Raw genomic sequence first — 20,579 nt, 5'->3', positions numbered from 1 at the left:
GCAGTCACAAAGGAGTGTGTGGGGCGAGTGGGGTTCGCCATTCGCTCTCGTGGTCGGCGAGCCAGCTGAGGAGATGCTCAGCCTCTTGGGGATGACGCCCGGTTCCGGCAAGCAAGTCGGCGAAGGCCTGCGTCGGGGCCACCAAGCGAACGTTCTCGCGGAACAGCGTGCGCTCGAACACGGCAGCTGACCGGGGAGTGGCGATGAGGACGTTGGCGCCTTCGTCGACGGGGCGCAAGTGGAGGGCCTTGGCGAGGGCCTCGCCGTGATCGGCATAGATCTGCACCTGGTGCGCCGGTGCGTAGTCGACGAATGCTGCCGCAGCGACCGAGCCCGTAACTGCATACAGCTGATCTGCGTGCTTTGCGAGACCGGCGAGGACGGAGGCGACGCCTTCGGGGGCGAAGTAACCGACAGTGGGGGAGTCCTTGAAACTGGCGTCGCTGCTCCAGGCACGCAACATGTGCTGCCACCGCACCCCCGTCACGGGTCCGCGGGGGAGTCGCTCCAGTAGATCGCGTTCTTCGAGCGTTTCGACGACTCGATAGGTGGCTCCAGTCGAGGCCCCGGAGAGCCGGACGAGTTGAGGGACGGTGAGTTGACCGGAGTGGTCGGCGAGCGCCCGCACCACCCGGGCGGCCGGGTCACCGGTCAACTGGGCCGCGGGCCGGCCGGGACCGCGCCAGGGGTCGGCGTCGGCACCACGATCACGTACCCAGATTGCCGGCCGGTCGGCAGACAGCGAGGTATTTCCTGTGGCATCCGCATAGGAGAGGCCCCGCGCATCGAGTTGACGCCGAACCGGATCGGAAAGATAACGCGCGCAAACGAATCCGCGATCAGAATCGGAAAGGCTGTCTGCAAATCTGGCCGCGTCCCCAGCCAGCACACCGCGAGCGGGGATGACCGAGAAGGAGGCTACCTCGCCGTTCGGCGCACCCACGAGGAGGCGTTCCGGGGCGTCGGGGAGCGAGCGGGACTTACCGGACGTCAACGTCCAGCCGTGGGGGAGCGCCGCCTGGAGCGTCGCGATCGACCGGCGGTAGAGGTCGACGTCGCGCTCCGGCTTGGGAAATGGCACTTTTTGCTCGCGACCCGCGAATTCAGTGTTCTCCTGACCCGGCACGCCACAACAGTAACATCTGTCACAGACGGAACGCCCGGAAAGTCCGAATGGGGTCCGCGTTTCCGGTGCAGCTGAGGGGTCGGTTTTCGCAAGAACCTCACCGCGCCACCTCGACGACTATCCAACAGCCACGGGGGAGTCGCCGATATGTGCGGCGGATCTCGATGACCGGGCTTCCCAAGGGGAGCGTCGAGCTCCATCGGGGAGGGGATTGGCACGGTGAATTCGTCCGCGGGGGAGCGCGCTTTACCGGCCGGCGTCGGTACCCGCTGGTGGGGGAGCGTCTGTGCGCCTTTCTGGTTGTTCCAGTTACCAGAAAGGCGCACAGGTGAAGCTAAATCTGTCCCGGACGGAATACTCCCATTTACCGAACAATCCAGTAGTGCTGTCGGCCCCCAACCGACTGGCCAGCTCAGCCAAACACCTCACCTCCACTCGAACCACCATCGCAACCGCCACGACACCGGCCAGCCCGAGCCGTACGTGTCGGGCCGGAAGGCCGCGTAATTCGGCATTCGGTCACCTGGGATAGCCTCGGCTTCACACGACGAGTTCGGGTGGCACGGTGTACGGGATGCGGGCCGAAACGAGGAGAGATCGACGATGAGTGAACGCACCCCCAGCCAATGGGAGGAACTCGCAGCCGCCGACCCAGCGCATTCCACGTGGTACGTGGAGCGGTTCCGGACGATGGCGGCCGAGGGAAAAGACATCTTCGGGGAGGCTCGGCTGGTCGACGCGATGCTCGGCCGTGGGGGCCGGGTTCTCGATGCCGGGTGCGGGCCGGGTCGCCTGGGTGGCTATCTGCACGAGGCTGGGCACGTCGTGGTCGGTGTCGATGTGGATCCGGTGCTGATTGCGGCTGCCGAGGAGGACTATCCCGGCCCGACCTGGCTGGTCGGTGATCTCGCCGAGTTGGATCTGCCGGGCCGCGGGGTGAAAGCGGACTTCGATGTCATCGTCTGCGCCGGGAACGTCATGACGTTCCTCGCGCCGTCCACGCGGGAAGCGGTGTTGGCGGGGTTCGCTCGCCACCTCGGCCCCGCAGGCCGGGTGGTTGTGGGGTTCGGTGCCGACCGCGGGTACGACTTCTCACAATTCCTGACCGACGCCGCGACTGCTGGTCTCGCCGTGGATCTGCGACTCTCGACGTGGGATCTGCGCCCGTTCACCGACGAGTCACAGTTTCTGGTGGCGGTGTTCTCGCGAGCAGGTGCCTAGACACACAGGGTGAGAATCCCGTCCCGCACCGATGCGGGGTAGGTGCGTACCGACTCGACGCCCTCGGACGTGCAGGCTCCGGTGTCGAAGGAGAACGCGTACTGATGCAGCGGGCACATCACGACCGCGTCGTCGATCTGCCCGTCGGCGAGGGGGCCGCCCTTATGTGGGCACACGGCGTCCATGGCCCGAACGGTGCCGTCCGACAGCAGGAATACGGCGACCTGTCGGCCCTGCACGACGTACGTGCGGCCCTCGCCGGGCGTGAGTTCGTGGACTGGGCCGAGTGCAATCTCCGATGCACCCTCGATGGTCGCGGTCATCGAACCGGCACCTGGGGGAGCGGGAGGAGAGGAAGCGACGGCGCGAACTGTGCCGGTGATTTCGGTGCGCTGCGTTCCTTCCATGGATCTCGGTAGCCGTCGACTGCCGTCTGCATGCGTTGATCCAACCCTGCCACGATGCCCTCCTCGTCTCGGACCAAAACCGCCTGAAGGTGCTCGAGTCCGACTCTCGGCACGAAGTCGTAGGTGCGCTCGAGCCATTTCGCGTTCTCGCGGTAGTACTGGATGAACCGTCCGCCCAGTTCGACTACGGCTTCGGGCGATTCGACGGTCGCCAAGAGATCACCCTTGCGCACGTGGGCGCCCGCTGCGCCGCCGACATATATTTCCCAGCGGCCGTCGCCCACGGCGACGACGCCGAAGTCTTTGCACAGCGCCTCGGAGCAGTTGCGCGGGCAGCCGGCCACAGCCAGTTTCAGTTTTGCCGGCGTTTCCAGGCCTTGGAAGCGTTCTTCGATCGCAATGCCGAGACTCGTCGAATCGCCCAGGCCGTACCGGCAGAAGTCGGTACCGACACAGGTTTTCACCGTGCGCATGCTCTTCCCGTAGGCGAAACCTGAGGGCATGTCCAGATCACCCCACACCTTGGGGAGGTCTTCCTTCTTGATGCCCAGCAGGTCGATACGCTGTCCGCCCGTCACTTTCACGAGTGGCACGCCGTATTTGTCGGCTACATCGGCGATCTTGCGGAGCTGATCCGGGGTGGTGACGCCGCCTTTCATCTGTGGCACCACCGAGAAGGTGCCGTCACGCTGAATGTTCGCGTGCACCCGGTCGTTGATGAACAAGGCGCCGCGTTCGTCCACCCAGTCCGGACCCCAGACGGTCCGCAGCAGTGAAGCCAACGGCATCTTCGCCGCCGCGTCCTCCTTGCCGTCGGTCGCGAGTTTCGCGAACACCTGCGACACGGCCCGCAGGTCGCGTTCGCGGATCGTAGCGATCAAGTCGGGCTTGGACATCGGGATGCAGGGCACATACCAGTCGGCGGCCGGGTCGACCTCCAGTTCACCACCCGCTGCGGCTGCCACGATGTCGGCGACGAGTCCCTTGCAGGACCCGCAGCCCTTACCTGCCCGCGTCTGCGCGCACACTGCGGACAGTGTTGTGGCCCCGGAGTGCACACACGCGACCAGATCGCCCTTGCTGACTCCGTTGCAGTTACACACCTGCAGGTCGTCGGGCAGATCCGCGGCACTGGCCGCGACGCTGGGTGTGCCGAGGTCGAAGAGCATACTGATGCGTTCTTCGGGCAGCGGGACCTTCCCGTCGAATGCCTGAGTGAGGTAGCCGGCCTTGCTGATGTCGCCCATGAGGGTGGCGCCGATCAACTTTCCGTCGCGGACGACGAGGCTCTTGTAGGTGCCGCTGCGGGGTTCGTAATACTGGACGAATTCGTCTTCGGCGGTTTCCGGACCTTTGACACCCATTGCCGCCACATCGACGCCCGCCACCTTCAGTTGTGTGGTTGTGCGCGAACCGACATATGCGGCTTCGGGGTTCGTGCCGGTGAGAACCTCAGCGAGAATGACGGACTGCTCCCACACCGGGGCGACGAGACCGTACGTTTCGCCGCGGTGCTGTGCGCACTCGCCGACGGCATACACCGAACCCTCGTCCTCACACCGCATCTGGTCATCGACCACGATGCCCCGCTCGACCACCAGCCCGGCCGCCCGCGCCATTTCGACGTTGGGCCGAATACCGGCGGTGACCACGACCATGTCGGCGTCCAAAGTGCTGCCGTCGACGAACGAGACACCCGTGACACGTCCCGCATCGTCGCGCAGAACCGCGGTGGTCCGCATCGAGGTATGGACCCCGACACCGAGTTTCTCGATCTCGGAGCGGAGCATGCTGCCGCCGCGCTCGTCGAGTTGCTGATTCATGAGGTGGCCGGGGGAGTGCACCACGTTGACCTCGAGGCCCTGGGTGCGGAGCCCGTAGGCAGCCTCGAGTCCGAGGAGGCCACCACCGATGACGACGGCGGACACGTCGTCGTGGGCCTGCGCCATCTGCAGCATGCCGTTGGTGTCGGCGATGTTCCGGAATCCGAACACACCGCGGGCGAGCCTTCCGTCGGCTTCCCGGAGACCGTCCATGTTGGGGAAGAACGTGTTGCTTCCGGTCGCGATGATCAACACGTCGTAGTCGACGACGCGGCCACTCTCACACGTGACGGTCTTCGCGAAGCGGTCGAGGGCAACCGCCCGATCGCCGGCGTGGAGGGTGACGCCGTTCGCGGTATACCAACCCATCGGGTTGAGGATCAGGTCCTCGTCGTCGACCGCCGCCTCGCCGGACAAGACGTGCGAAAGCATGATGCGGTTGTAGTTGCCGTAAGGCTCGTCGCCGATCATGGTGATCTCGAATCGCTCGCGGCCGCCGCGGTTGATGATCTCCTCGACGGTGCGTGCGCCGGCCATACCGTTGCCGACGACCAGCAGCTTGCTCGAACTCGGTGTGTTGGCCATAGGACGAGGCTCCGCCCCCGCCGTGTCGTAACGGCTGCGCGGAAGTTACATGGGAATCAGGAACATCTCACAGGCTCCGCGGAAGTTGCGTCAGACGGAACTGTCGCGCGGCATGAGAAGGGGAGCCGCCACCGCGAGCAGCACGGCAGGAAGTAGAAACCCCGCTGCCGGGGAGATCGCATAGACGGGGGTGAGAGTAATGGGTGCCAGCGCATTGCCCGTGAACCTCAATGCCTGGACCACCGATACCGCCCCACCCCGATTCGGTCCGGAAGACCCGAGAACTGCAGCGTTGACGCCGACCAGGATGAACTGGCCCGCGGCTCCGGCCGCGAACCAGGCCACGGCCACGACGGCGAGGAGTGAGACGGTGCCGGCGGCGGCGATGAGCACGGCACCGGCAACGGCACCGATCACGACGGCCGTCCGTGCGCCGATCCTGTCGATCACTCCGCCGACGAGGCGCGCAGTGAGGATTCCGGCCACTCCGAAGCCGGTGAGCAGGAGGCCCCGCTGGGTCGGGCTCAGGCCGAAGACGTCCTCGGCACGGAACGCCACCAGAAAGCTGAGTCCCCCCAGGGCGCCCCAGCCGAGGAGTGCCACAACACCCATTCGCAGTACCGGCAGTGTCAGCGCGTCGCGCAGGCGTGGACGCGCGGCCCCCGGCTCGTCGCGGGCAGCCTCCGGTATCCCGATGAGGCCGAACGCCGCGGCGACGAGGGCGATGACGAGGAACGACAGCCGCCAGTCGATCTCGGCGGCCAGTCCGCCGACGAGCGGCGCACTCGACTGACCTGCAGCTTGGAAGGCGCCGAAGATCCCGAGTGCACGTCCGAGACGCTTCTTCGGCGTGGAGGCGGCGAGCGCAGCCAGCAGGAGGGGTGTGGTGAACGAGTTGGAGCATCCCTGCAACACCCGCGCGCCGAGAAACAACGGGAGCGTGGGGGCGAGGAAGCACGCGAGCGACGACACCAGGTAGACGGCGTAGGCCGCCCGCACGGTCCGAGTGCGACCCCAGCGCGCCCCCAGTGTTCCCGACACGAGCATCACCAGCGCGAAGGGCAGCAGGTACGCCGTCAGGGAACTGGCGGCGGCTGCGGCGCCCACGCCCAGGTCGTCACCGATCTCGGGGAGGATCGAGACGACGACGCCGCCGCCGAAGGGTCCGAGGAAGCCACCACCGTAGAGGGCGAGGCGTTGCAGTGCAGAATGAAGCGACTCGGGAGAGCGCTCCGTCACAGCCCGAAGCTGCCGGGCCCACGCCGGCGGAGGTACCGCTCGAACTCGGCCGCCAATGCGTCACCGTCGATCTTCGAGATCGCCTCGGAAATGTCGGTCTCGGCGTCGCCGCGTTCCTCGAGCGAGCGGACGTAGTCGCCGATCTCTTCGTCGTCGGCGGTCATCTCCGTGACGGCTTCCTGCCAGTCGTCGGCTTGGCTCGGCAGCTCACCGAGCGGAACCTCGATGTCGAGAACATCCTCGACGCGTTGGAGCAGAGCGACGGTGGCCTTCGGGTTCGGTGGCTGCGACACGTAGTGGGGCACGGCCGCCCAGAACGACACCGCGGGCACACCGGCCCGGACGCAGGCGTCCTGCAGCACCCCGGTGATGCCGGTAGGCCCCTCGTACCGCGTCTGCTCGAGCTTGAACCGCTCGGCGGCCTCACTGCTGTACGCGCTGCCGGTGACGGGGACCGGCCGGGTGTGCGGCGTATCCGCGAGGAGCGCCCCCAGGATGACGACGGTGCTGATCTCGAGTTGGTCGATCAGCTCGAGGAGGTCCTCGCAGAAGCTGCGCCAGCGCATGTTCGGTTCGATACCGCGAAGAAGGACGACGTCACGCTCACTGCCGGGTGGAGAGCACACGGACAGGCGGGTGGCCGGCCACACGATCTCCCGGGTGACGCCGTCGACCTGCCGGACGGTGGGGCGATTGACCTGGTAGTCGTAGTATTCCTCGGAATCCAGCTCGGCCAGCGGCTGGGCGTCCCAGGTCAACTCCAGGTGTTCGACGGCCCCGCTCGCGGCGTCGCCGGCGTCGTTCCAGCCTTCGAAGGCGGCGACCATGACAGGGTCACGCAGCACGGGAACGCCGTTGTCTTCGGCGCCGGCATCCGCGGTGTCGAAGGCGTCGTCGTCGCGGCCCGCGGGCGTGACAGGGAACTCACTGGAACTCACCCACCCAGCCTACGGCCAGCATCCGCCCCCGCGCCCATTAGTCTGGACGGCATGTCTGCGCCATTTCACTCTGCCCTGCTCGATGCGTTGAACCAGCGCGTTGTCATCGGCGACGGCGCCATGGGCACCATGTTGCAGGCCGCAGATCTCACCTTGGACGACTTCCTGGGCCTCGAGGGCTGCAACGAAATTCTCAACCACACCCGCCCCGACGTGCTGAAAGACATCCATCGCGCGTACTTCGAGGCCGGGGCCGACGCCGTCGAAACCAACACGTTCGGCTGCAACCTGCCCAACCTGGCGGACTACGACATCCAGGACCGGATCCGCGAACTGGCCGAGAAAGGTACTCGGCTGGCACGTGAGGTCGCCGACGAGATGGGGCCGGGGCGCGACGGCATGGGCCGGTTCGTGCTGGGGTCGATGGGCCCGGGCACCAAGCTGCCGACACTCGGTCACGCATCGTTCGCGAGCCTGCGGGACGCGTACGCCGAGGCGGCGATGGGAATGATCGACGGGGGCGCCGATGCGATCCTCGTCGAGACGTGCCAGGACCTTCTGCAGGTGAAAGCCGCGATTCTCGGCAGTCGCATGGCGATGGACAAGCTCGGCTCCCGGCTGCCGATCATGACGCACGTCACCGTGGAGACCACCGGAACGATGCTTCTCGGCAGTGAGATCGGTGCGGCGCTGACCGCCCTCGAGCCGCTCGGAATCGACATGATCGGACTCAACTGCGCTACCGGTCCGGCCGAGATGAGCGAGCACCTTCGGCACCTGTCGAAGTACTCGACGCTGCCGGTGTCGGTCATGCCCAACGCCGGTCTGCCGACGCTGGGGGCCAATGGCGCCGAGTACCCGCTCACGGCGGAGGAGCTGGCGGAGGCGCTCAGCGGGTTCGTCAGCGAGTACGGGCTCGCGCTGGTGGGTGGTTGCTGCGGCACCACCCCGGAGCACATCCGGGAGGTGGCCGAGGCGGTGCGCCTGGTCGAGAAGGCCGAGCGTAATCCGGTACGCGAGTCGGGGACGTCCTCGCTCTACACCGCAGTGCCGTTCCAGCAGGATGCGAGCATCCTGATGATCGGCGAGCGCACGAACTCCAACGGATCGAAGGCGTTCCGTGAGGCGATGATCGCCGAGGACTACCAGAAGTGCCTCGACATCGCCAAGGACCAGACCCGCGACGGCGCCCACATGCTGGACCTCAACGTGGACTACGTCGGCCGCGACGGTGCCGCAGACATGGCCGCTCTGGCGAGCCGGTTCGCGACGGCGTCGACGTTGCCGATCATGCTGGACTCCACCGAGCCCGCAGTGCTGCAGGCGGGCCTCGAACATCTCGGTGGTCGGTGCGCCGTCAACTCCGTGAACTACGAGGACGGCGACGGGCCGGATTCGCGGTTCCAGAAGATCATGCGGCTGGTGAAGGAACATGGCGCCGCCGTGGTGGCCCTGACCATCGACGAGGAGGGTCAGGCGCGTACCGCGGAGCACAAGGTCCGGATCGCCGAGCGGCTCCTCGAGGACATCACCACCAACTGGGGTCTCGACGAGTCCGACATCATCATCGACGCGCTCACGTTCCCGATCTCCACCGGTCAGGAGGAAGTGCGCCGGGACGGCATCGAGACCATCGAGGCGATCCGGGAGCTGAAGAAGCGGCACCCTGAGGTGCACTTCACCCTCGGTGTGTCGAACATCTCGTTCGGTCTCAATCCGGCCGCGCGGCAGGTGCTCAACTCGGTATTCCTGCACGAGTGCACCGAGGCCGGTCTCGACACGGCGATCGTCCACGCGTCCAAGATCTTGCCGATGGCCCGCATCCCCGACGAGCAGCGGGAAACGGCCCTCGACCTGGTCTACGACCGTCGCAGCGAGGGTTACGACCCACTGCAGAAGCTGATGCAACTCTTCGAGGGTGTCTCGGCGGCGTCGGCGCGTGAATCGCGCGCCCAGGAACTTGCTGCTCTGCCGCTGTTCGAACGGCTCGAGCGACGGATCGTGGACGGGGAGCGCAACGGTCTCGACGAGGACCTCACCGAGGCCATGACGCAGAAGCCGCCGCTCGAGATCATCAACGAGACGCTGCTCTCGGGCATGAAGACCGTCGGCGAACTCTTCGGCTCCGGTCAGATGCAGCTACCGTTCGTCCTCCAGTCCGCCGAGGTGATGAAGGCGGCGGTGGCGTACCTCGAGCCACACATGGAGGCCACCGACGAGGACGGCAAGGGTCGCATCGTCATCGCCACTGTGAAGGGCGACGTCCACGACATCGGCAAGAACCTGGTCGACATCATCCTGAGCAACAACGGATACGACGTCGTGAACCTGGGCATCAAGCAGCCGATCGCCACCATTCTCGATGCCGCGATCGAGCAGCGGGCCGATGTGATCGGCATGTCCGGTCTGCTGGTGAAGTCGACCGTGGTGATGAAGGACAATCTGCAGGAGCTCAACGCCAAGGGCGTCGCGGAGAAGTTCCCTGTGCTGCTCGGGGGAGCGGCCCTTACCCGGTCTTATGTGGAGAACGACCTCGCCGAGGTGTACGAGGGTGAGGTCAGTTATGCGCGGGACGCTTTCGAGGGCCTGCACCGGATGGACGAGATCATGGCCGTCAAGCGCGGCGGTGGACCCGATCCGGACAGCCCGGAGGCGATCGCGGCCCGCGAGAAGGCGGCGGAGCGCAAGGCCCGCCACGAACGATCGAAAAGGATCGCCGAGAAACGCAAGGCCGCCGAAACGCCGATCGAGGTGCCCGAGCGGTCCGACGTGGCCACCGACATCGACGTCCCGAATCCGCCCTTCTGGGGTAACCGGATCGTCAAGGGCGTCTCGCTGTCCGAGTATTCGGGACTTCTCGACGAGCGTGCCCTGTTCCTCGGACAGTGGGGTCTGCGCGGACAGCGGTCCGGCGACGGTCCTACCTATGAGGAGCTGGTGGAGACCGAGGGTCGCCCACGGCTGCGGTATTGGCTCGATCGCCTGAGCACGGAAGGAATTCTCGCGCACGCCGCGGTGGTGTACGGGTACTTCCCGGCCGTGTCCGAGGGTGACGACGTGGTGGTGCTCACCGAACCGAAGCCCGATGCGGACGAGCGTTTCCGGTTCACGTTCCCGCGTCAGCACCGTGACCGCTTTCTCTGCGTCGCCGACTTCGTCCGCTCGCGGACCGAAGCGAAGGAAACCGGGCAGGTCGATGTGTTCCCGATGCAGTTGGTCACCATGGGGCAGCCCATTGCGGACTTCGCGAACGAGCTGTTCGCTGCAAACGCGTATCGCGACTACCTCGAGGTGCACGGCATCGGTGTGCAGTTGACGGAATCGTTGGCCGAGTACTGGCATCGCCGCGTGCGGGAGGAACTGGTGCTGCCCGGCGGACACAATGTGGCGGAACAGGACCCGTCGGAGGTGTCCGGATTCTTCGACCTGGCGTATCGCGGTGCCCGCTACTCGTTCGGCTACGGCGCGTGCCCCAACCTGGAAGACAGGGCCAAGATGGTAGCTCTGCTCGAGCCCGAGCGGATCGGTGTGAAGTTGTCCGAGGAGTTGCAGTTGCATCCGGAACAGTCCACGGATGCGTTCGTTCTGCACCATCCCGAGGCGAAGTACTTCAATGTCTGAGGCGGGCAACGAACTCGCAGGTGTTCTGTGGGACATGGACGGAACGCTGCTCGATTCGGAGAAGATGTGGGACGTCGCGGTGCGGGAGTTGTCGCTGCACCTCGGCGGTCCCATGACCGAGGAGACACGGCTGAAGACGATCGGTGCATCCAGTGCCGATGCTCTCGGCGTCATCTTCGACGCTCTCGGCCTCGAGCAGGACCCGGTTTCGCTCGCCGAGGCCAAGGAGTGGATGTTCACTCGCGTCGAAGAGTTGTTCGCCGACGGCATCCCGTGGCGTCCCGGCGCACTGCGGGCATTGCAGGCGGTGCGTGAACACGGCCTGAGTACAGCCCTGGTGACCAACACCGAGCGTCGTCTCACCGAGCGCGCACTCGACACGCTCGGGCGGCAGCACTTCGACCATTCGGTGTGTGGTGACGAGGTGCCGTTCGGCAAGCCGCACCCCGGCCCGTATCTGCGAGGTGCTGAACTGCTGGGGCTGGACGCTGCTCAGTGCCTCGCCATCGAGGACTCTCCCACCGGTGCCGCGTCGGCGCAGGCCGCCGGATGCGTCGTGCTCGTCATCCCCTGCGAGGTCGTCGTACCGCAGGGCCCGGGCAGAGTGTTCCGGGACAGTCTCGAAGGGCTCACGGGCGTAGAACTCGGCGCACTGTGGTCGCAGCCGCAAGCGGAGCTGAGCGGCCTGCAGCTTTAGGTATCCTGGTTTCCCGTGGCTGTGCCGAAGATTGTGCTGTTCTATGTGTTCACACCGCTCGCCGACCCGGACGCGATCCGGCTGTGGCAGCACACCCTCGCCGAGGCCAACGCTCTCACCGGCCGGATCCTGATCTCCGAGCACGGCATCAACGCCACGGTGGGCGGCGACATCCGGGACGTCAAGAAGTATGTCAAGGGCACCCGGAGTTACGCACCCTTCCGCGACGCCGACATCAAATGGTCCGATGGGCGCGGCGCCGACTTTCCCCGGCTCAGCGTCCGGGTACGGCCCGAGGTCGTGTCCTTCGGTGCGCCCGACGAGCTGAAAGTCGACACGACCGGGGTGGTGGGCGGCGGCACCCACCTGGCGCCACACGAGGTGCACGAACTGGTCGAGGGTAGGGGCGAGGACGTCGTGTTCTTCGACGGCCGCAACGCCTTCGAGGCGGAGATCGGCCGATTCCGGGGGGCCGTCGTCCCCGATGTGTCGACGACCCGGGACTTCGTCCACGAACTCGACAGCGGCAAGTACGACCACCTCAAGAACAAGGCGGTGGTGACGTATTGCACGGGCGGGGTGCGCTGTGAGGTGCTGTCGTCGTTGATGCGCTCGCGCGGTTTCGGGGAGGTATATCAACTCGAGGGCGGCATCGTCCGGTACGGCGAAGCCTTCGGTGACAGCGGTCTGTGGGAAGGGTCGCTGTATGTCTTCGACAAGCGGATGTCCGTGAACTTCAGCGAGCGGGCGAGCGTCCTGGGAACCTGCACCGTATGCGGGGATCCCACGTCCCGTTACGAGAATCTGCCCGAGAATCAGGGGCGTGCCCTTGCGTTGGTGTGTGAGGGCTGCACCGCCGACAGTTGGGTCGGCTGACGTGGCCGGCGCCCCGCTGCCCGTCCGTAACGGGCTCGGCCCGGACCGCATCCGGATGCCCGCCGACCTCGACACGAAGACCGTTGCCGACTTTCTGCTGCGGACCTACCCGGACGACAGTGCGCACTGGCTCACGCTGATCGACAGTGGTGGTGTGGTCGACGAACACGGGCGGGTGGTCGATCGCCGAACACGGTACTCGCCGACGCGATTCGTGTATTTCTACCGTGATCCTGCCCCCGAGATTCCGGTGCCGTTCGACATCGACATCCTCCACCACGACGACCGGCTCGTCGTGGTCGACAAACCGCACTTTCTCGCGACCATCCCGCGTGGCGCCCACATCACCGAGACTGCGGTGGTACGACTGCGTAAGGCCCTCGACCTCCCCGAACTGACGCCGGCGCACCGGCTCGACCGGATGACGGCGGGTGTGCTCGTGTTCCTCGTCCGGCGTGAGGATCGTCGACCGTATCAGGAGTTGTTCGTCTCCCGGCAGGTGACGAAAGAGTATGAGGCGCTTGCCGGTACCGCTTCGGCGTTGACCTTTCCGCGCACCGTTCGCAGCCGTATCGTGAAGGAACACGGGGTGATGACGGCAACGGAGGAACCGGGGGAGCCGAACAGTGAAACCGTGATCGACCTGCTCGAGTCGAGGAATGGTCGCGGACGTTACCGCCTGCTGCCGAGGACAGGTCGCACGCACCAGCTGCGGTTGCACATGTCGTCGCTGGGATTGCCGATCGAGGGCGACAACTACTACCCGACCTTCCGGCGCTCGGTGCCCGGTGACTTCTCGTCGCCCCTGCAGTTGCTCGCGCGGGCCATCGAGTTCATCGACCCGGTGTCGGGTGGGGTCCGCCGGTTCGAGAGTCGCCGCACTCTCGGGTGGTGACCGGTTCCGAGGGGACCGCGGTGGCGTGAAACAATGGGTCCTCGTGAAGACCTTCGAATCCCTGTTCGCCGAGCTGACTGAACGCGCCGCCACCCGTCCCGAGGGCTCCGGCACCGTTGCCGCCCTGGACGCCGGCGTCCATTCGCAGGGAAAGAAGATCCTCGAAGAGGCCGGTGAGGTGTGGATTGCCGCCGAGCACGAGAGCGACGACGCGCTCTCCGAGGAGATCTCCCAGCTGCTCTACTGGGTTCAGGTGCTGATGGTGGGTAAGGGGCTGAAACTCGAGGACGTCTACCGACATCTGTGATCGGTCGATCGAGCCTTCCCTCACCCCGCGTCGTCTCCGAAAGGACCCCTCCCATGCTGCGCGTTGCAGTCCCGAACAAGGGCTCGCTGTCCGAGTCCGCCGCCGAAATCCTCAGCGAAGCCGGTTACCGGCGCCGCACCGACTCCCGCGATCTGACCGTTCTCGACCCGTCGAACCAGGTCGAATTCTTCTTCTTGCGGCCCAAGGACATCGCGATCTACGTCGGTTCGGGTGAACTCGACCTCGGGATCACCGGCCGCGACCTCGCCCGCGATTCGGGCGCCCCTGTCTCCGAACGGCTCTCACTCGGCTTCGGCCGGTCCACCTTCCGGTACGCCGCCCCTGCCGGGAAGGATTGGTCCGTGGAGGACCTCGCGGGGCTGCGGATCGCCACGTCCTACCCCAACCTGGTGCGCGACGATCTGTCGGCCCGCGGCATCGAGGCCTCGGTGATCCGCCTCGACGGCGCGGTCGAGATCTCGATTCAGCTCGGTGTCGCGGACGCGATCGCCGACGTGGTGGGGTCGGGACGCACACTGCGCCAGCACAACCTGGTGGCCTTCGGGAACACCCTCTGCGACTCCGAGGGTGTGCTCATCGAACGCGCGGGTTCGCCCGCCGACAATTCGGCCCGCAACCAGTTGGTGGAGCGGGTGCGGGGCATCGTGTTCGCGCAGCAGAATCTCATGCTCGATTACGACTGCCCCAAGACGATCCTCGACGACGCGTTGAAGATCACCCCGGGTCTGGAATCCCCGACACTGTCCCCGCTGGCCGACGAGAACTGGGTGGCAGTGCGGGCGATGGTGCCGATCAAGGGGCACAACGGTGTGATGGACGAGCTCGCCGAACTGGGTGCCAAGGCGATTCTGGCCTCGAACATCCGGTCGTGCCGGGCTCTGTGAGTCCGCGTTCCGCTTCGGTTCGCGCTCGTTCCGAGTTCAGGGGCGGGCGCGGACCTGTACGGATTGGGTGATGCGCCCGACCGCACCGGCGTCGTCGTAGAGCACGCCTGCGCACATGCCCACCCCGTCGGGGCCGATCGACGTTTCCGCGCTGACACCCACCCAGCTTCCCGACGGCACCCGGAACACGTGCACCGTCAGGTCCGTGTTCAGGAACGTCCACTGCGTCGGGTCGAGTTTGGAGCCGACGCCGTTGGCGATATCGGCCACCGAGAACAACCGCTCGAGCGGAGTCATCTGCTCACCCCGGACGAGGGCGGCTTTCGGCCTCGCCCACATCGCGGCGGGACCTTCGCCGCCGATCTCGGTGATCCACCGGTAGTCGAGGGTGTCGAGGTAACCGGATGCGGGGAAACGCCACACGGCACCGTCGCGGCCTGCTTCCGGCGGTGGGAGAGGTGTGTCGGCGGTGTGCACCGTGGCGGCGGTATCGACGGTCTCCATTCGCCACCCGGTAGCCCTGGCCACCGCGCGCGGTCGGCCGGCGGTATCGGTGCTCCACAGTTCCGCGACCACCAGCTCCACCCGCCGCCCGGGACGCTGTACCCAGGAGCGGACCTCGAGTTCGGCGATCGGGATGGGGCCGAGGATGTCGACGGCGACCCGGGTGACCCGCACGTCGGTTCGGGCGTCGCAGCGCTCGAGCGCGCGAAGGAGGAGGGCGGACGGGGGCGCGCCGTGTTGCATGGTGTCGGCCCACACGCTGACGGTCAGGTCGGTACTCGCGAACCGCTCGATGGTGACCTTCCGATCCGGATCGGACGCTGCAGCGCTCAGCGACTCCGAACCGACCGGAACGTAGTAGGACTCCGCACTCATTCGACGATCTCCTCGAATCCAGGGGTCTCCTCGGCCGGGCCCTCGGGCCATCCCGGATAGGGCGGCGGTGTTCCGCCGAACGACGGGCACAGGGCCTTGTGATCGCACCAGTCGCACAGTCGGCTGGGCTTGGGGCGGAAGTCCCCGGTCGCACCCGCTGTCAGAATCGCTTTCCAGATGGCCGAGAGCGTGCGTTCGAATCGCAGCAGTTCGTCCTCGTCGGGCGCGTAGGTGAGCACGATGCCGGAGGCGAGGTACAGCAGGCGCAACTGGGCGGGCACGATCCCCCGGGTCCGGAGCAGCACCAGGGCGTAGAACTTCATCTGGAACAGGGCCTTGGACTCGCTCATTTCCCGCGGGGCGCGACCCGTCTTGTAGTCGACCACCCGCACCTCGCCGGTGGGCGCGACGTCGATGCGGTCGACGAAGCCGCGCAGCAACACCCCGTCGGCGAGTTCGGTCTCCACCCGCAGCTCACACGACTCGGCCTCGAACCGCGTCGGATCTTCCAGACCGTAGTAGGCGGTGACCAGGGAGCGGGCCTCGTCGAGGAACCCTTCACGCTCCTCGGCGGGTACCAATTCGATCAGTTCGGGGGTCTCGGCGAGCATCCGTTCCCATGAGGGATGGACGAGGTCGACGGCGCGCTCGGGCACACGCTCAGCGGCGGGTAACCCGAACAGGGTTTCCAGCGCCGCATGCACCACAGTGCCTTTCACCTGCGCCCGCGAGGGCGCCTCGGGGAGTCGGTCGACGGCCCGGAACCGGTAGAGCAACGGGCACTGCTTGAAGTCGCCGGCCCGGGAGGGGGAGAGCGCGGGGCGCCTGCGGGTTGCCGTTCCCGCTCCGAGCTGCAATGGGGAACCCTTCGTCTGTGATGGGGGACCCTCTGTCACAGGGGCTGCCGACTCTGAGATGCTCACACCTGGCAGGGTAGGCGCCTGGTCCGACAGTCTCGTCGCGGCCGCCGGCGAGTACGACGGCCGGAACGAACAGGCTGAGGAGTCGTTGACACATGGTAGGACGCGAAACGCGACCGAGCGGACCGTTTCGGGTGGGCGATCGCGTCCAGCTGACCGACGCCAAGGGCCGGCATTACACGGTCAACCTGGAGGCGGGCAAGGAGTTCCACACCCACCGCGGCGGCATCCTGCACGACGACCTGATCGGCACCGACGAGGGCAGTGTCGTCAAGTCCACCAACGGCACCCCCTACCTGGCGTTGCGGCCGCTGCTGGTCGACTACATCCTGTCGATGCCGCGCGGCGCCCAGGTGATCTACCCGAAGGACGCCGCGCAGATCGTGCACGAGGGTGACGTGTTCCCCGGTGCGCGGGTGCTCGAGGCGGGCGCCGGATCCGGGGCGCTGACTTGTTCTCTTCTCCGTGCGGTGGGACCGCAGGGCCGGGTCATCTCCTACGAGGTTCGGGACGACCACGCCGAGCATGCGGTGCGCAACGTCGAGACCTTCTTCGGGGAACGACCGGAGAACTGGGATCTGACCATCGCCGATGTCGCCGAGTTCGACGCCGAGGCGGCCGGCGGACAGGTGGATCGGGTCGTTCTCGACATGCTGGCGCCGTGGGACGCCCTGCCCGCTGTGTCGAAGGCGCTGGTTCCGGGCGGCGTTCTCGTCGTCTACGTCGCTACTGTGACGCAGCTCTCAAAAGTCGTCGAGGCGATGCGGGAGCAGGAGTGCTGGACCGAGCCCCGGTCGTGGGAGTCGATCGTGCGGGGCTGGCACGTGGTCGGCCTGGCGGTGCGCCCCGAGCACCGGATGCAGGGCCACACCGCGTTCCTCGTCAGTGCCCGGCGTCTCGCCGAGGGCACCGTCACCCCCAAGCCGCAGCGCAGGTCCGGTAAGGGCTGACCGACGAAAGCGGCGGCGTCCGAAGGGACGCCGCCGCGGAAACGGTCTCGCAGGTCTGTTCTAGCTGCAGCCGGTGCGGGCCATGCCCAGCAACGCGCAGGTGCTCTCGTCCGACACCTTCCAGGTGCCGTCGACGTTCTCCCATGTCCACTGGGTGGGAGCGGCGGTGCCGTGCGGGCTCGTCACCGCCACCTTCGCGGTGGCAATATCACCGTCTACCTGCACGTCCGTGACAGTGAACGACACCGGGTAGTTGGCGGTGGCGGCGGTCATGGCCTCGATGTTGGAGCGGCGCTCGTCACCCTCGACCACCACGGCGGTCTTCTCGTCGACCGGGCGTGCGGGATCGACGAGAACCTGCAGCGTGGTGAGCAGTTCGTCCGAGCTGGGCGCGGCCACGGAGTCCTCGGCCGACGTCGCGGCCGCGGCCGTCGTGGCGGTGGCCGGTGTGGTGTCCGCGGTGTCGTCGGACGAGCACGATGCCAGGCCGAGCGCGAGGACGACGGCGCCGGTGGCGACCGCAGTCCTGCCGACGAGGGAAGTGCCGATCAGCGATGTGCGGATTATCACGACGAGCCCTTTCGTTACACAGAAGAGAGACACTGCTCAGCAGGTAGGCAAGGCTAACATGATGGAACTGGAGGTTCGGGTCTCTCGTTGGCCGATTCGCAATCGGCAGATTCCGTGTCACGGCGCAGAATTCGGGCGGTGCCGGTAGCGTTGATAGATCTTCATTGGGAGGAGACGCACATGAGCTCGACAGAGAACCCCGATTCGGTTGCGGCCGCACGAGAGCTCGAGGCGTTGCGCGCAGAGGCGTCGGCATTGCGGAGGCAGCTCGCGGAGTCGCCGGAACAGCTCCGTGAGATGGAATCGCGAGTGGACTCGTTGTCCATCCGTAACACCAAGCTGATGGACACCCTCAAGGAAGCACGCCAGCAGCTCATCGCTCTTCGAGAGGAAGTCGATCGCCTCGGCCAGCCGCCGAGCGGATACGGCGTCCTCCTCGGAGTGCACGACGACCAGACCGTGGACGTGTTCACCTCCGGTCGCAAGATGCGGTTGACGTGCTCACCGAACGTCGAGGCCGAGACGCTCAAGCTCGGTCAGACCGTGCGCCTCAACGAGGCCCTCACCATCGTCGAGGCCGGCACCTTCGAGCGTGTGGGCGAGATCAGCACCCTGCGCGAGATCCTCGACGACGGCCAGCGTGCCCTCGTGGTGGGTCACGCCGACGAGGAACGCATCGTCTGGCTGGCCGAACCCCTCGCCGCGGTCTTCGCCGACAGTGAGCGAGAGTCGGTCGCGTACGACGCGGAGTCACCCACCCGCAAGTTGCGGCCCGGTGATTCTCTGCTGGTCGACACCAAGGCCGGGTACGCGTTCGAGCGGATACCGAAGGCCGAAGTCGAGGATCTCGTCCTCGAAGAGGTCCCGGACGTGCACTACGACGACATCGGCGGGCTCGGACGGCAGATCGAGCAGATCCGCGACGCGGTGGAGTTGCCGTTCCTGCACAAGGACCTCTTCCACGAGTACGCGCTCCGCCCACCCAAGGGTGTGCTCCTGTACGGCCCGCCCGGTTGCGGTAAGACACTCATCGCGAAGGCTGTCGCGAACTCGCTGGCCAAGAAGATCGCCGAGGCCCGCGGTGAGGACAGCAAGGAAGCGAAGTCGTTCTTCCTCAACATCAAGGGTCCCGAACTGCTCAACAAGTTCGTCGGCGAGACGGAACGGCACATCCGGCTCATCTTCCAGCGGGCTCGCGAGAAGGCATCGGAGGGTACTCCCGTCATCGTGTTCTTCGACGAGATGGACTCGATCTTCCGTACCCGCGGATCGGGTGTCTCGTCCGACGTCGAGACCACCGTCGTCCCGCAGTTGCTCAGCGAGATCGACGGTGTCGAGGGGCTCGAGAACGTCATCGTGATCGGCGCCTCCAACCGCGAGGACATGATCGACCCCGCGATCCTCCGTCCGGGCCGTCTGGACGTGAAGATCAAGATCGAGCGTCCCGACGCGGAATCGGCACAGGACATTTTCTCCAAGTACCTGACCGAGACGCTGCCCGTCCACGCCGACGACCTGGCCGAGTTCGGTGGGGACCGCACCGCCTGCATTCGGGCGATGATCGAGCGGGTCGTCGACCGCATGTACGCCGAAAGTGAGGAGAACCGCTTCCTCGAGGTCACCTATGCCAACGGTGACAAGGAGGTGCTGTACTTCAAGGACTTCAACTCGGGTGCGATGATCCAGAACATCGTCGACCGGGCCAAGAAGTACGCGATCAAGTCGGTGCTCGACACCGGGGCCCCCGGCCTGCGGGTCCAGCACCTGTTCGATTCGATCGTCGACGAGTTCTCGGAGAACGAGGACCTGCCGAACACCACGAACCCGGACGACTGGGCACGCATTTCCGGCAAGAAGGGCGAGCGGATCGTCTACATCCGCACGTTGGTCACCGGCAAGAACGCGAGCGCGAGCCGCGCCATCGACACCGAGTCCAACACCGGCCAGTACCTGTAGCGGATTGCCCATACCGGCACGGCGGGAACATCATTCGTTTCCCGCCGTGCCGGTCTGTTCTCCGGGTCGGTTCTCGTCCGGGGCGACACGGTTTCCGAGCAGTGCGCGGGTGTCGGGAGCGAACGGCCATGCCGGGTCGCGGAGGTGGGTGAGCAGCTCTTCGGGGGTCCACCACCAGCCGGCCGCGATTTCGCTCTCCTGGTGAACGATCGGGCCGTCCCAATGGGTTTCGTAGGCGTAGAGGTGGCAGCGCAGGCGCAGCCCCTGCCACCGGCCGTTCCAGGACACCCTAGCGATCGGGGTGAGCACGGCACCGGTAATGCCCAGCTCCTCGGCCAATTCCCGGCCGGCGGCCTGTTCGGGGGTCTCGCCGGGATCGAGCACACCGCCCGCCAGGCAGTCGTGATGACCGGCGAACACCCTCTTGGTGTCGGACCGCCGGTGCACGTAGAGACGTTTTCCGTCGCCCGACCGCACGAGCACTCCGGCGCTGGCATGCCACAGCCCCTCGTCGTAGACCCGTGATCGTTCGGCGGACCCGACCGGGTGGCCTGCGTCGTCGAACACCGCCACCACTTCGTGTGCCTGTCGTGAAGTGTCCGGCGCGGAATCCATGCGTCCGATCCTGCCAGCAGCACGGTGACCCCGTCCCCGTCGGCGTCGG

18 protein-coding genes are annotated in these 20,579 nt (G+C 66.4%); 9 read left to right on the top strand and 9 right to left on the bottom strand.

Annotation, left to right across the window (positions count from 1 at the left end; all coding sequences use genetic code 11):
- Window positions 1-4: 4 nt before the first annotated feature.
- The gene (locus L1080_RS11860; protein WP_250768499.1) at window positions 5-1,126 is read right to left on the bottom strand and encodes a helix-turn-helix domain-containing protein; all 1,122 of its coding nucleotides are present in this window, start codon (window positions 1,124-1,126) and stop codon (window positions 5-7) included.
- 603 nt (window positions 1,127-1,729) lie between these two features.
- On the opposite strand from L1080_RS11860, the gene L1080_RS11855 reads away from it, so the two are divergent.
- On the top strand, window positions 1,730-2,347 hold the full coding sequence (locus L1080_RS11855) for a class I SAM-dependent methyltransferase (protein WP_250768496.1): 618 nt from the start codon (window positions 1,730-1,732) through the stop codon (window positions 2,345-2,347).
- Here L1080_RS11855 and L1080_RS11850 read toward each other — a convergent pair.
- The 4 genes from L1080_RS11850 to L1080_RS11835 form a co-directional block, all read right to left on the bottom strand.
- Complete coding sequence (locus L1080_RS11850) at window positions 2,344-2,670, bottom strand: Rieske (2Fe-2S) protein (protein WP_250768493.1); 327 nt, start codon at window positions 2,668-2,670, stop codon at window positions 2,344-2,346. The genes L1080_RS11855 and L1080_RS11850 overlap by 4 nt on opposite strands.
- A complete protein-coding gene (gene nirB, locus L1080_RS11845) occupies window positions 2,667-5,162 on the bottom strand; it encodes a nitrite reductase large subunit NirB (protein WP_250768490.1) in 2,496 nt (831 codons plus the stop codon). The genes L1080_RS11850 and nirB overlap by 4 nt, the downstream gene beginning before the upstream one ends.
- A 90-nt stretch (window positions 5,163-5,252) precedes the next feature.
- Window positions 5,253-6,401 (bottom strand): MFS transporter, encoded by a 1,149-nt coding sequence (locus tag L1080_RS11840; RefSeq protein ID WP_250768487.1) that lies wholly within the window; start codon window positions 6,399-6,401, stop codon window positions 5,253-5,255.
- On the bottom strand, window positions 6,398-7,339 hold the full coding sequence (locus L1080_RS11835) for a PAC2 family protein (RefSeq protein WP_159922007.1): 942 nt from the start codon (window positions 7,337-7,339) through the stop codon (window positions 6,398-6,400). The genes L1080_RS11840 and L1080_RS11835 overlap by 4 nt, the downstream gene beginning before the upstream one ends.
- A 51-nt stretch (window positions 7,340-7,390) precedes the next feature.
- Between L1080_RS11835 and metH the strand changes: the two genes are divergently transcribed.
- Genes metH through hisG form a run of 6 tightly spaced genes read left to right on the top strand, consistent with a single transcriptional unit; the run spans window position 7,391 to window position 14,640 of the window.
- The gene (gene metH, locus L1080_RS11830) at window positions 7,391-10,960 is read left to right on the top strand and encodes a methionine synthase (RefSeq protein ID WP_250768483.1); all 3,570 of its coding nucleotides are present in this window, start codon (window positions 7,391-7,393) and stop codon (window positions 10,958-10,960) included.
- Window positions 10,953-11,657 carry an HAD family hydrolase gene (locus tag L1080_RS11825; RefSeq protein ID WP_250768481.1) on the top strand — a complete coding sequence of 235 codons (705 nt, stop codon included), beginning with the start codon at window positions 10,953-10,955 and terminating at the stop codon, window positions 11,655-11,657. Before metH ends, L1080_RS11825 begins: the two co-directional genes overlap by 8 nt.
- Before the next feature lie 15 nt (window positions 11,658-11,672).
- Complete coding sequence (gene trhO, locus L1080_RS11820) at window positions 11,673-12,533, top strand: oxygen-dependent tRNA uridine(34) hydroxylase TrhO (RefSeq protein ID WP_250768479.1); 861 nt, start codon at window positions 11,673-11,675, stop codon at window positions 12,531-12,533.
- Window position 12,534: 1 nt separating this feature from the next.
- Window positions 12,535-13,428, top strand: coding sequence for a pseudouridine synthase (locus L1080_RS11815; protein ID WP_213578043.1), 894 nt, complete (start codon window positions 12,535-12,537; stop codon window positions 13,426-13,428).
- Window positions 13,429-13,453: 25 nt separating this feature from the next.
- Window positions 13,454-13,735: a phosphoribosyl-ATP diphosphatase gene (locus tag L1080_RS11810; RefSeq protein ID WP_201453570.1), complete on the top strand. Its 282-nt coding sequence runs from the start codon at window positions 13,454-13,456 to the stop codon at window positions 13,733-13,735.
- 53 nt (window positions 13,736-13,788) lie between these two features.
- Window positions 13,789-14,640: an ATP phosphoribosyltransferase gene (gene hisG, locus L1080_RS11805; RefSeq protein WP_159922015.1), complete on the top strand. Its 852-nt coding sequence runs from the start codon at window positions 13,789-13,791 to the stop codon at window positions 14,638-14,640.
- Between the two features lie 36 nt (window positions 14,641-14,676).
- On the opposite strand, the gene L1080_RS11800 is transcribed toward hisG, so the two are convergent.
- Entirely contained in the window at window positions 14,677-15,519 is an 843-nt protein-coding gene (locus tag L1080_RS11800) for a thioesterase family protein (protein ID WP_250768477.1), read from the bottom strand.
- Window positions 15,516-16,442, bottom strand: coding sequence for a RecB family exonuclease (locus tag L1080_RS11795; protein WP_250768475.1), 927 nt, complete (start codon window positions 16,440-16,442; stop codon window positions 15,516-15,518). Before L1080_RS11795 ends, L1080_RS11800 begins: the two co-directional genes overlap by 4 nt.
- 92 nt (window positions 16,443-16,534) lie before the next feature.
- Here L1080_RS11795 and L1080_RS11790 point away from each other — a divergent pair, with 92 nt between their 5' ends.
- Window positions 16,535-17,389: a tRNA (adenine-N1)-methyltransferase gene (locus L1080_RS11790; protein ID WP_250768473.1), complete on the top strand. Its 855-nt coding sequence runs from the start codon at window positions 16,535-16,537 to the stop codon at window positions 17,387-17,389.
- Between the two features lie 60 nt (window positions 17,390-17,449).
- Here the strand turns inward: L1080_RS11790 and L1080_RS11785 are convergent, their stop codons facing one another.
- The gene (locus L1080_RS11785) at window positions 17,450-17,959 is read right to left on the bottom strand and encodes a hypothetical protein (protein WP_250768471.1); all 510 of its coding nucleotides are present in this window, start codon (window positions 17,957-17,959) and stop codon (window positions 17,450-17,452) included.
- Window positions 17,960-18,139: 180 nt separating this feature from the next.
- Here L1080_RS11785 and arc point away from each other — a divergent pair, with 180 nt between their 5' ends.
- Complete coding sequence (arc, locus tag L1080_RS11780; RefSeq protein WP_159922025.1) at window positions 18,140-19,915, top strand: proteasome ATPase; 1,776 nt, start codon at window positions 18,140-18,142, stop codon at window positions 19,913-19,915.
- A gap of 30 nt (window positions 19,916-19,945) precedes the next feature.
- On the opposite strand, the gene L1080_RS11775 is transcribed toward arc, so the two are convergent.
- Window positions 19,946-20,530 (bottom strand): NUDIX hydrolase, encoded by a 585-nt coding sequence (locus L1080_RS11775; RefSeq protein WP_159922027.1) that lies wholly within the window; start codon window positions 20,528-20,530, stop codon window positions 19,946-19,948.
- Window positions 20,531-20,579: the final 49 nt, after the last annotated feature.

The organism is Rhodococcus sp. MSC1_016, from assembly GCF_023667485.2.
Classification (GTDB): Bacteria; Actinomycetota; Actinomycetes; order Mycobacteriales; family Mycobacteriaceae; genus Rhodococcus_F; species Rhodococcus_F oxybenzonivorans.
The sequence above is the reverse complement of the archived record's forward strand: the minus strand, read 5'-3'. Positions and strand labels throughout refer to the sequence as shown.